Source organism: Micromonospora purpureochromogenes, from assembly GCF_900091515.1.
Taxonomy (GTDB): domain Bacteria; phylum Actinomycetota; class Actinomycetes; order Mycobacteriales; family Micromonosporaceae; genus Micromonospora; species Micromonospora purpureochromogenes.
This window is the reverse complement of record NZ_LT607410.1, coordinates 1,344,284-1,356,475: the sequence shown is the minus strand read 5'-3', so window position 1 is coordinate 1,356,475 and position 12,192 is coordinate 1,344,284. Positions and strand designations below refer to the sequence as shown.

Below are 12,192 nucleotides of genomic sequence, written 5' to 3'. Positions count from 1 at the left end.
CGGGGCTTGCATCCGGTACCCAGGTACAGGCTTACCGTCAGAGTATGAGCGACCGACACGTCACGACGGATGACTCCTGGGCACCGGATGCCTGCACCCTGCCGACCCCCGAACGGCCACTGCGGCTCGCCGAGTTCGATCAGTTCTTCCGCGATGCGGTCCAGGGTGTCGACCGGCTGTCGGCACAGCACCTGCGGTTGCAGCTCGACGGCGCGGCGCAGGTCGAGGAGACAGCGCGGGACCTGACCGCCCGTGAACAGTCCTGCTGCTCGTTCTTCGCTTTCGACATCGCACGACCTGGCCCGGATTCGCTGACGCTGGACGTTCGGGTGCCGGCGGCGCACGTCGACGTCCTCGATGCCCTCGCCGAGCGGGCGACGTCCGTCCGGGGCCCGAGATGACCGGGTCTGGGCTGCGCACCGGCCAGCTGGCCGACGCGGCCGGCGTCAACCTGCAGACGCTGCGCTACTACGAGCGCCGGGGACTACTTGCCTCCCCACAGCGGTCGCCGGGCGGGCACCGGCTCTACCCGTCCGACACCCTGACCCTGCTGCGGGTCATCAAGACCGCACAGCGCCTCGGCTTCACGCTCAACGAGGTCGCCGACCTGCTCGACGCGGGCCGACACCAGCACAACCGCCGACCCGACACCGGCCTCCAGGCACGGGCAAAGGAAAAGCTCGTCGAGGTGGAACAGAAGTTGGCCGACCTGACCGTCATCCGCGACACCCTGCGCGCCGCCATCTCGGCCGGCTGCGACGACCTGGTCGCCTGCGCCGGCAGTACCTGCTGCCCCCTGCCGTTTGCTGAACTCGGCGAAAGGAACGACCGTGCCGACACCTGCTGACCGGCTTCGCCGCCTGCTCCCCTCCGGGATGACGGGACTCGCGGGAGCCGCCTGCGCCGCCTGCTGCATCCTGCCGCCGCTGCTGGCCGCCGGGGTCCTCGGTGGTGTCGGTTGGGCCGCAGCCAACCGCTTCCTGCCCGGCGTCGCCGTCGCCCTGGCCGTGCTCGCGGGCCTGTCCTGGTGGTGGGCCAGCAAGCGCCGCCACACCACCGGCTGTGTCGGCGGCAACTGCTCCTGCGGCCAATCCGACCAGCACGACCGCCAGGTGGTCCCGCTACGGTCCGACGCGTGACGGTTGCCCGCTCGATCCTGCTGTTCCTACTCGCCGCGCCCGCCGAAATCGGCGGTGCCTGGCTGCTGTGGCACGGCTGGCGGGAAAACCGAGGGCTGCCCTGGATCGCTTTCGTCAGGGCCTGATCTGCCCGCCCAGGCAGAGCCATGTAACACGCACCCGGGCTAGTCACGCCTCCAGGAGGTGGAGTCAAGCCTCAGTGAATGGCGCGACGTGCCTGATCTTTCCAGGGTCGCGCGCGAGCGGACAGCGCTGGCGGCAATTGCCGACGCGATCGCGGCAGCGTCGATCGGCAAAGGCCTTCGAGTGGCCGTGTCCTGTCCCAATACCCACCTTGCCCTGGTTGATCACCTGGCGCAGGCACTGCACGCCCGTGGCCGGACATGCCGCTGCCTGCCCGGGGAACCGGATCTGGGCGACGGCCGCGGCCTGCTGCCGGCGTGGCACGAAGAGGGTAGGACCGTTGTCGTCATCGTGAGCGGACTCGCTACGGAGACGGACCGTGCCGTGCGGCACGTGAACATCAGCGTGACGGCCGGCATCCCCACGGGGGACAGTGGCGACGTCAGCCAGCAAGGAACGAGCGAGCCAACCTCATCGACCGGCGGTGCACCGGACATCCTTCTTGACTATCGCGATCCACACGGACCCCTGATCCGCTACATGGCGCCCCACCTGTCACCAGACAGCCAACGGTAGGCACTGGCGCTCCACTCGAACCCGAGCGCATGACCAGGGCGCAGTCTCGTCAGCACATTCGCTCCACCGTGAGCGCCGCGGTTACAGGTCTCGTCCTCGGCGGCGCCGGCGTCGCTCGGGCCGCCCCCGCACATCCGAGTTCCCCAGCGTTGCCACGGGGTACGAATGCTCCAAGCCGCGACAAAGTCGGCAGAACGGGCGAGCCGATGATGACGAGCGGTGCCAAAGCTGCTGCGAGGTCCCGAGGAGCCACGGACAAACTTTCTGGAGCTCTTCTTCGACCTGGTGTTTGTCGTCGCGCTCGCCCAGCTCTCGCACGGGCTGATCCAGGATCTCCGGTGGAGCGACCGACTTGTATGACCCACAACGGGGCAGCGATACAGCTGCTGGGTGCTCGGCGAGTTGATCCTGGTTTCCGGTTTGACTCTTTACGGCAGCGGCTTCGCGGCTGATCGGAGCGCGGCGTTCGTGGTGTCGTTCGCCACCACGGTGCTGTTCTGGCGGATCTTCATCTACCGCGCCGAGGAACTGTTGGCCGAGGCTGGCACAACGGCCCCGGACCCGACCCGCGTCGCCTTCTGGGCGACATACTCCTACCCCTTCATGGTGGCCGGCATCGTCGTCACCGCCGTCGGCGTCGAACTCGTCATCGCCCATCCACTCGGACACCCGCAACCGGCCTGGGTCGCCGTCATCCTCGGCGAACCCGCGCTGTTCCTGGCCGGGCGTGCCGGCTTCGAATACACGGTATTCAGCCGGGTGTCCCGGAATCGGCCGATCGGTGTGCTCGTGCTGGCCGCCCTGGCACCGGCGATGCTGTTCGTGCCGCCGCTGCTGGCCGCCCTCGCCGCGACCGCAGTCCTGGCAGGGATCGCCGTCACCGACGCGGCCCGCGCGAGAGGACGCCCACCCGAGCCACCGTCACCACCTGGCTAGCCGAGCGGGACGGTCCGACCACCGACTCAGCGCGAGAAGATCAACAGGGCTCAGCGCGAGAAGATCAACAGCAGGATCACCGTCAGGATGGCGCTGATCAGGATCGAGCCGAGACAGCCGATCCGGTTCGAGAAGAAGAGAAACATGGCGGTGAGGTACCCCGTCGAGTCCGGTTGAGACCCGCTCAGCCGCCCAGGGGGACATCATTCGGTGACGACGCGCACCTGGTCGAACTCGAACTCGCAGTTGTCGCCGCGCAGCCCGATCGCGCCGGCGCCGGTGATCGGTGATCCCGAGTCGCCCTTGTCGGTGGCGGCCACCAGCATCCGGTCGTCCTGTCGCACGTCGATGCCGACCCCGCCGGAGGGGGTGGTCGCGATGGCCACCTCGAACGACTGCCAGGCACCCGTACGCACCTGGTAGGGCGCCTGGCCCATGGTCACGTACGTCCCGCCGTTGACGTCGCCACCGCTCAGCTTCTTCTTGATCACTATCCGGTCGTCGCGCCGGTTCAGCGACACCACGTACAGCTCGGTCTCGTCCTTCCAACGCAGGAAGAGGTGCACGCCGTCGGTCTCCGACGCCGCCTCCCGCCCGGCGTCGGTCAGTCCGAGGTTGCGCAGCCGCAGCGACACGCGGACGTTCTCGAAGTCGTGCCGCCGGCTGGTCATGCGGAAGACGCTGGAGCCCGTACCGGTGGACGAGTCGACGCCCGGCGCCGCGGCGTCCGGCGTCCCGGTCCACGCCACCCCACCCCGGCGGTACAGCGACCCGCTGGTGACCTGCCAGTCGTCCGACCGGTGCACCCCCGGCCGGTCCGGATGCCGGTACGCGTACTCGTTGGTCACCAGCCCGTCGGGGCCGGAGAACGACGGGGCGAAGTCGGCCGGCCCGCGCGTACGGGTCAGGAGCAGCGCGACCCCGGCGGCGACCAGCAGCACGACCACCGCGCCGGCCGCGAGCGCCAGCCACCACCGGCGGGACCGGGGCGCGGTGCGGACGGCTGGCGGCCGCGACAGTGTCGACACCCTGCCACCCCCTCCGGTCATGAGCGCATCGATGCGGTGCAGAAGCCACGTTCCCGCAGGCCCTCGATGATCCCGGGAAGGGCCCGGACGGTGTTGCCCGACTCGCGGCTGCCGTCGTGCAGCAGGATCACCGATCCCGGCCGCACCCCGGCGAGCACCGCGTCCCGGATGTCCGCCGGGGCGCGCCCGCGCCAGTCGTTGGTGTCGATGCTCCACCGGACCTCGCGCAACCGCAACGCCTCCGCCTGTGCGTGGACGACCGGACCGCTGTTGCCGAACGGGGGCCGCACCAGGGTCGGCGCCGGCGCACCGGCCGCCACCACGGCCGCCTGCGTGTCGGCGAGCTGGGTGCGCACCTCGGCCGCGCTCAGGTCCGCCAGGTGCGGATGGTCCCAGCTGTGGTTCTCCACCTGATGCCCGTCGGCCACCTCGGCCGCTACCAGCTCGGGGTGGGCGCGGACCTTGACGCCCAGCACGAAGAAGGTGGCCCGCGCGTCGTAGGCGCGCAGCACCTCCAGCACTCCCCGCGTGTGCGCGTCCGGACCGTCGTCGAAGGTCAGCATCACCCGCCCGCGGAGGCAGGGGTTCGCGGTGCTGGCCGGGCGCGGCACCGCCGGACCCGCCTCGTCCGCGGGGCCTGCCTCGGCGGCGGGCGGGTGCCGTACGTAACTGGTGAAGGCGAGCATGGCCGCCAGCGCGAGCAGGGCGGCGCCGAGTTCGGCGAGGTGCCGGCGCAGGGCGGGTCGGCGTGGCCCACCCTGCGCCGCAGGCAGCGGAGTCGTCATCCCGTCGCGGAGTCGACGAGGGTGTAGTCGTCGGTGGTCAGGTTCCCCGCGCCGACCAGGGCCAGCCCGAAGCTCAGGGCCGTTGCGCCGGCCGGGACCGCCGGGCTCAGGTAGGCCGGGGTCCGGATCCACGAGGCGCTGGCCGGCACCGCCGGACCGGTGGCCCAGTAGACCCAGGCGCCGCTGGAGTTGCGGTAGTAGAGCACCAGTTGCACGCGGGCGGTCGAGCCCCAGCTCCCCCGGTACCAGACACCGGCGGAGTACGTGTGGCCGGCGACGGCCGGCGGTGCGCAGCTCCCGGCGTCCTGCCGGGTGACGAGCTTGCGGTCGCCGCTGCTCCAGGCGGAGACGGCCAGTTGCTGGGCGTACGAGCCGGTGTGCGCGTCGGTGGTGCGGGTCCAGGCGTACGTGTTGGTGCCGAAGCCGCCGTACTGGAAGCAGGACGGCAGTCCGTTCGTGCCGACCGACTCCAGCGAGGCGTTCTGCACCAGCTCCCCCGGCTCGGGTGAGGCGAGCGTCGGGCCGGGAACCCCCGGCTGGAGCGGCCCGCCGACCACCTCGTCGACGGTGCGGACCGTGGTACCGGACGCGGCGCGCGGGGCGAGCCAGTCCAGGAAGGCCGCCAGCACCGTGGGGCTCACCTCGTATTCAGCGCCGCAACCGTCGCAGACGTGGTGCATGACCAGTTGCACCCAGCCGCCGCCGTGCTCCTCTGCCTGGCTGACGTACCTCTTCATCTGGTCGAGGGTGGTGACGGTCCGCACCGAGTCCGGGGTCTGGGTGAAGTACGCGTCGGTCGGCGGCACCGACTCGGCGTACGGGCAGCCGCCGCAGGAGCCGGGCGAGACGACCCCGCCCACCGACCGTCCGCTGTTGTAGCCGCACTCGACGGCCACCTGTTTGGTGGTCGCGTCGGCGGAGCCGTACGGGTAGGCGAGGTTCTTCACGGTGAAGCCCATGCCGAGCAGGGCGACCCGGTCGTTGCAGATCTCCCGGCGCTGGTCGTCGGCCGAGAGCGTGTTCAACGCCGCGTGGCTGACCGTGTGGCCGCCGATCTCGTGCCCGGCGGCGGCGAGGGCGCTGAGGTTGGCCTGGGACATGTATCCGCCGGCGCCGACCCGGCCGCTGTTGATGTAGAAGGTGCCGTGCATGCCGTGCGCGTCCAGCAGCGGACGGGCGTTGGCGTACTGGTCGTAGCCGCCGTCGTCGAAGGTGAGCGAGACGACGGTGGCCGGTGTGGCCTGCGCCGCGCCGGGCAGCACGACCGGCGCGAGCAGGGCGGCCAGGCCGACCAGCAGCGCGCGTGACGCGATCGACCGCGCTCGGCGGTGGAACCGGTTGAGGGCGGACATCTGGGGCTCCCTACTGCCTGGTGGACTGGGCTCAACTGGACGGGGCGAGGGTGGGTGCGTGGTAGCCGATGGTCGTCCGGGCGGGTCCGGTGAGCGAGAAGACGACGCCGCCCTCGTGCAGCCGGTTGTCGAAGGCGGCCGTCACCGGAGGCGCACCGGGCGGATGTACGGTGATCCGGTCCTGCCGGACCTCGATGCGGAGCAGGCCCCGGGCCGGCGTCCGCCGGCTCGCCCTCACCAGCGTCGCGGTGGGCCCGTCGCCGACCTGTTGCCGGATCGTCAGTTCCCGCCGGCCGATCAGCACCTCTACCGCGCCGCGGTGGCCGGCGCCCGCGCCGTCCCGGACGGAGACGAGGGCGGAGACGCCCGGCCGGATGCCGTCGACCTCGACGGAGAGGGTGTAGTCCCGCCACTGGCTGGTGTTCACCTCGTCCAACCGGCACTCCCCGGCGCCCTCGCTGTCGACGGCGACCTGGATCCGGGCGGGCTGCACCGCACACCGACCCGGCACACCGAGCCAGGGCACGGCGGTGAGATCGCGCGGCACGGCGGTGGGAACGGACCGGTGGATCATCGTCACCAGCCCGTCGACGGAGGTGCTGCGGCGGACGCCGATGCGCGGCAGCAGCCAGCGGGGCGACGCGCCGCTGGCCGCGTTGACGTGGCCGCCGGGCACGTTCTCGCCGGTGAAGGCCAATGAGAAACCGGCCCGCTCCAGCAGGACGGGCAGTTCCCGGGCGATCTCCGGACTGTTGGAGAGCCGGCCGGCCTCGCCGTACGGGTAGGCGAACGTGTCGACCCGATGCCCCAGCACCCGCAGGAAGAACTCCTGGCTGCGTTCCAGGTCCGCACCCACCCGGCGGCGCCACGTGTCCAGCGTCTCCGGCCGGCCGTCGACCAGGATCTGGTTGGTGAGCGCGGGTTGGATGTCGCCCGCCACCGGCACCCAGTCGTGCAGGGCGTCGGTGTGCGAGCCGAACTCCCACCGCCCGCTGTCGGCCATGTCCCGGACCTGCCGGGTGGAGAGGAAGGCCGACGGGGTGCCGGGCGCGACGATCCGCCCGGTGGTCAGGAAGGCCACCCCGGTGAAGCCGTACGCCCGCAGCACGGGGTCGACCGTGGTCCACGTGGTCAGCGATCCGTCGTCGAAGGTGAGCAGCAGCGGCCGCTCCGGCAACCTGCTGGCCCCGCCGGCCAGCGCGTCGCGTACCTCGCTGAGCCGTACGGTCCGGTATCCGGCGGCGGCCAGGGTGGCCAGGTGCTCGGCGAAGGTCCGCCGGCTCAGGGTGGTGGCGGACGCGTCGGTGTCGGACACCCCGTGGTACGTCAGCACGGTGACCGCGCCGGGGTAGCGGGGCAGGTTCGGTGGGTCCGACGACGCGTCGACCGTCAGCGCGGCGAGCTGCGGCGGGTCGAACGGGCGGCTCAACGTCACCCAGCTGAGCCCGGCGGCGAGCAGCGCGGCCACCGCGACGAGGCCGGTGAGCAGGCCGAGCAGCCGGCGGCCCAGCGGCGGACGGTCAGTCACGGCTCACCGCCGGCACGCGCACGGGCAGGATCGCGGGGACGGCGACCGGCGGCGCGTCCGGGCTCGCGGCGGACGGGGGTGGCGGCGCCGCGCCGCGGGTGCCCCAGCTGCCGTCCCGGATCCGCGCCACCGCCCAGAGCAGTTGCGGGGAGAACAGGATGTAGAAGAAGGTGCCGAGCAGCGCGTACAGCCACAGGCCGTCGTGCCGCAGCATCCGGTAGACCAGCGCGTACGCGCCGGCCACCAGGTAGAGGCCGGTGAAGTAGACCAGCGGGAAGCGCCCGTCGACGAAGGGCTGGACCAGGCTGTAGAGGACGATCACGGGGCTGAGCAGGCCGGCCGCCGTCTGCACGGCGACCGACGGCAGGGCCCGGGTGCGGGTACGCCAGATGTGCGCCAGCAGCAGCGGCCCCTCCCGGGTCCACGACTTCTTCCAGCGCAGCTGCTGGCGGAGGAACTTCCCGTACGCCTCGGGCGCGTCGGTCCAGGCCTCCGCCCGGGCGTCGTACCGGGTGGTCCAGCCCGCCCGCAGGACCCGGTTGGTGAGCGCCCGGTCGTCGCCGTAGGTGCACTCCACGCCGAGGAACCGTTGGTGCTCCCAGGCCTCCAGCAGCTCCACCACGGCCGCCCGCCGGTACGCCGCGAAGCAGCCGGAGCAGCAGGTGACCGCCCCCAGGACGGATTCCGCGCTCTTCAACAGCTGGAACGACACGTAGTACCGGACCGCCTGCATCCGGGTGAGGGTGTTGGCCTCGGCGTTGCGCACGTAGGTGAGCCCGGAGATGGCGCCCACCTTCGGGTCGGCGAAGCCCTGCACGAGGAGGCGGATGGCGTCCGGCGCCGGCATGGAGTCGGAGTCGACGAAGACCAGGATCTCCGCCGAGGTGGCCCGGATGCCGGCCGCCATCGCGGCCCGCTTCCCCTGGTTGTGGCCCAGGTCGAGGCAGCGCACCGCGCCCGGCCGGTACCGGCCGGCCGCGCGCAGCATCTGCTCCCAGGTGTCGTCGCTGGAGCCGTCGTTGATCACGACGATCTCCAATTTCTCGGCCGGATAGTCCAGCGCCAGGCAGGAGTGGATGGTGCGGCCGACCGCCTCGCCCTCGTTGTAGGCCGGCACGATGATCGCGACGGACGGCTCCAGGCCGACGTCCCGCGGCGGCCGGTAGAACGCGGCGAGCACGAAGCGGCTCAGCACGTAGCTGCTGATAAGGATCGTGTAGCAGGCGGCCGCCAGGTTGCCCCGGAGGAACATCACCTTCACTCCGACGTGCCAGCCGATCAGTGCGCAGATCGCCGCGATGCCCAGCAGGGCGACGATCTGCCGGGGGCCTCGCCGGGTGCGCTCGGCCCGGTGCCGATCCGCCCCGGCGCTCGCGCTCGACAGCTCCCGTCCGGCTTCGGCGTGCCGGACGGACACCGGCAGGCGCACGGTGTCGGTGGGGTCGGCGTACCGCCAGGCGAGCGGGAACCCCGGCAGTCGCGCGCTGCCCACCGGGTCGCGGCCGTGGGCGACCGGGCTTCCCGCCCACGGCTGGTGGTGCGGAGGTGGCTGGGGCCGGTCCCTCACAGCCGGAACCGTCCCGGCGCCGGGGCCAGCCGGTAGGTGGCGTCCAGGACCAACGGGTGCCGGTCGAGCCAGCCGACGTCGGTCGCGCGGTGCAGGGTGTGCACCAGCACCAGATCGGCCGGGGCGGTGTCCGGGTGCGGCACGCTGTGCGCGGTGCCGGACGCGAGCGGCAGCCGGGGCACGTGCGGATCGTGGTAGGCGACCGTGGCGCCGGCGGACCGCAGGTGCTCCATGATCTCCAGGGCCGGCGACTCCCGCAGGTCCTCCACGTCGGGCTTGTAGGCGACGCCGAGGACCAGCACCCGGGCGGCGCGCAGCGGCACGCCGGTGTCGGCGAGCAGCGTCCTGATCCGGTCGACCACCAGGCGAGGCCGGCCCGCCAGCGCCGTCATGGCGTGTTCGATGACGGGGGCCGGCGTCCGGGCACCGCGGAGCTGCCAGAGCAGGTAGTGCGGGTCGCAGGGGATGCAGTGCCCGCCCACCCCCGGTCCCGGGTAGAAGGGCATGAACCCGAACGGCTTGGTGGCGGCCGCCTCGATCACCTCCTGGACGTCCAGCCCGAACGCCCGGCTCGCCTCGGCGATCTCGTTGGCGAAGGCGATGTTGACGGCACGGAAGGTGTTCTCCAGCAGCTTCGTCATCTCGGCGGTGTCGGCGGAGGAGACCTCGTGCAGCGTCGGGCCGTACCCGCGCAGCGCGGCGGTGGCCCGGTCCCGGCACTCGGGCGTCACCCCGCCCACCACCCGGGGCACCAGGGCCTGCGGCCGTTCGTTGCCCGGATCGATCCGCTCGGGGCTGAAGGCGACGAAGACGTCCACGCCGGGGCGCAGCCCGCGCGCCGCCAGCGGCTCGGCGAGCAGTTCCCGGGTGGTGCCGACGTAGCTGGTCGAGGTCAGCACCAGCACCTGTCCGGGCACCGCGTGGGCGACCACGGTCTCGCAGGCCCGGCGGAGGATCCGCAGGTCCGGCACGAGCTGCGGGTCGACCGGTGTGGGGACGCAGATCAGCACGGTGGCGGCGTCGGCCAGCCGGGCCGGCTCGTCGGTGAGTTCGAAGGCGGACCGGTCGGCCAGGGCCTGGTCCAGCCGCAGGAGGTCGGCGGGGAGCAGGTCGACGCGCCGCTTCCCGATCGCGGTCAGCCGAGCCGGGTCGACGTCGATGCCCAGCACCCGGCGGCCGGTGGCGTGCAGAGCCAGCGCGGTGGGGAGGCCGACGTAGCCGAGGCCGACGACCGCGACGTCGTGAGCGGGCCCGGCGCCGGCGGCCACCGGCCCCTCGGACACCGCCGTCCGCAATTCTGCAACGGCGCCCGCAGGGGCAGAAATAGCGACCGTCATTACCGTTCTCCTCTGCTCCGGAAAACACGGTTCAGCCGCAGTGGAAGCAAACAGCGCTCGACCGCGTCATTGTGTTACGCGATTGTCGGCTAGCCGACAATACGCCATTAGTGGGTCACTAATCAGGCGGTGCTGAGCAGGAAACGAGCGGCAAGGGCCTGGCCCTGCGCTCGTAGGAGTGGAACGCGAAAGCGACCTGAAAAGCAATCGGGAAAGCCCGCTTCTCCATTCTTCGCGGGCCACCTGAGTACTAACGGCCGACTGCGGCCAGCCGTCCAACCGGGGCAGCCGACAATCGTCCTCGCGGGCCGCCGGAATTGCGGAGAACCGAATGTCGGTCAGGTTTGCCGATCATCCAGGTCGGTACGGCCGTTCACGTCCCGCACCACGCCGGCCAACCGCCCCGGCCGACCGAAGCGGCACCGCGGGACACCGTCACCCGGCACCGTCGTGATCGGACCGGAGGCGCGGCATCACCCGAGCCTTCGGGCACACTGACCGTCCGGCCCGCTGCCGATCCGGGGCAGGCCGGCGTAATCCCGGGGGCCGGTCAGGCGGCGACAGGCTGCTCGGCGCGTACCGCTGTCGCCTCGGCCCGGGCGATCGGCCCGGCGGGCAGCGCGGCCACCGCGGCCCCGACGGCCACCGCCGCCCCGGCGAAGAGGAACGCCCACGGCACGCCGCCGGCGTGGTCGACGATCAGCCCGGCCACCGCGCCGCCGGCGGCGCTCGCCGCGACCGACATGGTCACCACCCAGGTGTACGCCTCGTTCAGCATGCCGGGCGGGGCGATCCGTCCCACCAGGGTGTTCTCCAGGGTGAGCGCCGGCGCGATGGTGGCACCGCCGACCACCAGCGCGACACCCAGCGCCGCCGGGCCGGGCATCACCGCGAAGACGGCGAAGCTGGCGGCCACCGCACCGAGCAGCCAGGCGAACTGGCGGGTCATGTTCGTCGACGGCTTGCGTACGCCGAACCAGAAGCCCCCGGCGGCGCTGCCGACGCCCCAGACGGCGAGCAGGATGCCGGCGAGGCTCTCCGGGTCGGCGGTGGGCTGATCACCGGCGAAGGCCGGCACGATCACCCCGGCGGCGCCGAACGCGATGCCGAGGCTGGCGACGCAGACCAGCAGCGCGGGGAAGCCACCCACCCGCAGCGGGCCGAGACCCCTGGCGTGGTGCTCGCGCGGGTGCGGCTGCCAGCCGCGCATCACCCGCCCCAGCGCCACGGCGGCCGTGCCGACCAGGGTGACCAGGGCGGCGCCGACCAGTGCGGCGGCGGCGTCGGCGACGAGCACGAAGCCGGCCACCAGCAGCGGGCCGAGCACGAAGACGACCTCGAAGAGCGAGGTCTCGGCGGCCAACGCGGTGTTGCGCAGGTGGTACCGCCCGGAGTTCGGGCCGGTGAGGTCGTTCCAGGCGCCCCGGATCGCGGCGGTCAGCGGCGGGTAGGTCGCACCGGCGATCCCGGCGGCCAGGTAGATCAGGCCCAGGTTGCCGGCCTCGGACCGGCTGGCCCCGAGCAGCCCGAAGAGCGCGAGGGGATGGGCGACGGACGTGGCCAGCAGCACGGGGGTGGGGCCGACCCGGTCGGCGATCCGCCCGGCGACCGGGCTGAGCGCGGCGCCGCACAGGGCGTAGATGCCGCCGGCGACCGCGGCGAGCGAGTACCGCCCGGTCACCTGCTCGACGACGAGCAGCAGCGCCAGCGGGGTCATGCCGATCCCGAGCCGGCCGATGACGCCGAGGATCAGCAGCATCGGCGCGCCGGGGATCCGCCAGACGCCCAGGTACTGGCGCAGTGCGGCCACGGTCGACCTCC

At 72.4% G+C, this 12,192-nt stretch carries 14 protein-coding genes; 7 read left to right on the top strand and 7 right to left on the bottom strand.

Annotated features, from left to right (window positions below):
* Nucleotides 1-44 precede the first annotated feature (44 nt).
* The 7 genes from GA0074696_RS06315 to GA0074696_RS06290 all read left to right on the top strand — a co-directional run bounded on the left by GA0074696_RS06315 (nt 45) and on the right by GA0074696_RS06290 (nt 2,774).
* Entirely contained in the window at nt 45-401 is a 357-nt protein-coding gene (locus GA0074696_RS06315) for a hypothetical protein (protein WP_088960233.1), read from the top strand.
* Nucleotides 398-847, top strand: a complete 450-nt coding sequence (locus GA0074696_RS06310; protein WP_088960232.1) for a MerR family transcriptional regulator — start codon at nt 398-400, stop codon at nt 845-847. The genes GA0074696_RS06315 and GA0074696_RS06310 overlap by 4 nt, the downstream gene beginning before the upstream one ends.
* The gene (locus tag GA0074696_RS06305; RefSeq protein ID WP_157745832.1) at nt 831-1,139 is read left to right on the top strand and encodes a hypothetical protein; all 309 of its coding nucleotides are present in this window, start codon (nt 831-833) and stop codon (nt 1,137-1,139) included. The genes GA0074696_RS06310 and GA0074696_RS06305 overlap by 17 nt, the downstream gene beginning before the upstream one ends.
* Entirely contained in the window at nt 1,136-1,264 is a 129-nt protein-coding gene (locus GA0074696_RS06300; RefSeq protein ID WP_407940556.1) for a YnfA family protein, read from the top strand. Before GA0074696_RS06305 ends, GA0074696_RS06300 begins: the two co-directional genes overlap by 4 nt.
* 58 nt (nt 1,265-1,322) lie before the next feature.
* A complete protein-coding gene (locus tag GA0074696_RS30670; protein ID WP_157745830.1) occupies nt 1,323-1,838 on the top strand; it encodes a hypothetical protein in 516 nt (171 codons plus the stop codon).
* 219 nt (nt 1,839-2,057) lie between these two features.
* Nucleotides 2,058-2,198, top strand: coding sequence for a low temperature requirement protein A (locus GA0074696_RS32525; RefSeq protein ID WP_088960230.1), 141 nt, complete (start codon nt 2,058-2,060; stop codon nt 2,196-2,198).
* Nucleotides 2,199-2,228: 30 nt separating this feature from the next.
* The gene (locus GA0074696_RS06290) at nt 2,229-2,774 is read left to right on the top strand and encodes a low temperature requirement protein A (protein WP_088960229.1); all 546 of its coding nucleotides are present in this window, start codon (nt 2,229-2,231) and stop codon (nt 2,772-2,774) included.
* 203 nt (nt 2,775-2,977) lie between these two features.
* On the opposite strand, the gene GA0074696_RS06285 is transcribed toward GA0074696_RS06290, so the two are convergent.
* The 7 genes from GA0074696_RS06285 to GA0074696_RS06255 all read right to left on the bottom strand — a co-directional run bounded on the left by GA0074696_RS06285 (nt 2,978) and on the right by GA0074696_RS06255 (nt 12,181).
* On the bottom strand, nt 2,978-3,802 hold the full coding sequence (locus GA0074696_RS06285; RefSeq protein ID WP_088960228.1) for a hypothetical protein: 825 nt from the start codon (nt 3,800-3,802) through the stop codon (nt 2,978-2,980).
* A gap of 17 nt (nt 3,803-3,819) precedes the next feature.
* A complete protein-coding gene (locus GA0074696_RS06280) occupies nt 3,820-4,587 on the bottom strand; it encodes a polysaccharide deacetylase family protein (protein WP_088960227.1) in 768 nt (255 codons plus the stop codon).
* The gene (locus GA0074696_RS06275) at nt 4,584-5,939 is read right to left on the bottom strand and encodes a polysaccharide deacetylase family protein (RefSeq protein WP_088960226.1); all 1,356 of its coding nucleotides are present in this window, start codon (nt 5,937-5,939) and stop codon (nt 4,584-4,586) included. The genes GA0074696_RS06280 and GA0074696_RS06275 overlap by 4 nt, the downstream gene beginning before the upstream one ends.
* Before the next feature lie 31 nt (nt 5,940-5,970).
* Nucleotides 5,971-7,467 (bottom strand): polysaccharide deacetylase family protein, encoded by a 1,497-nt coding sequence (locus tag GA0074696_RS06270; protein WP_088960225.1) that lies wholly within the window; start codon nt 7,465-7,467, stop codon nt 5,971-5,973.
* A complete protein-coding gene (locus GA0074696_RS06265; protein ID WP_197700817.1) occupies nt 7,460-9,034 on the bottom strand; it encodes a glycosyltransferase family 2 protein in 1,575 nt (524 codons plus the stop codon). Before GA0074696_RS06265 ends, GA0074696_RS06270 begins: the two co-directional genes overlap by 8 nt.
* A complete protein-coding gene (locus GA0074696_RS06260; RefSeq protein WP_231925281.1) occupies nt 9,031-10,317 on the bottom strand; it encodes a nucleotide sugar dehydrogenase in 1,287 nt (428 codons plus the stop codon). Before GA0074696_RS06260 ends, GA0074696_RS06265 begins: the two co-directional genes overlap by 4 nt.
* Nucleotides 10,318-10,921: 604 nt before the next feature.
* Complete coding sequence (locus tag GA0074696_RS06255) at nt 10,922-12,181, bottom strand: MFS transporter (RefSeq protein ID WP_088960223.1); 1,260 nt, start codon at nt 12,179-12,181, stop codon at nt 10,922-10,924.
* Nucleotides 12,182-12,192: the final 11 nt, after the last annotated feature.

Excerpts from the sequence above, each read along its gene's own strand:
- GA0074696_RS06280 (WP_088960227.1), bottom strand. The coding sequence starts at position 4,587 with ATGACGACTCCGCTGCCTGCGGCGCAGGGTGGGCCACGCCGACCCGCC.
- GA0074696_RS06275 (WP_088960226.1), bottom strand. The coding sequence starts at position 5,939 with ATGTCCGCCCTCAACCGGTTCCACCGCCGAGCGCGGTCGATCGCGTCA.
- GA0074696_RS06310 (WP_088960232.1), top strand. The coding sequence starts at position 398 with ATGACCGGGTCTGGGCTGCGCACCGGCCAGCTGGCCGACGCGGCCGGC.
- GA0074696_RS06315 (WP_088960233.1), top strand. The coding sequence starts at position 45 with ATGAGCGACCGACACGTCACGACGGATGACTCCTGGGCACCGGATGCC.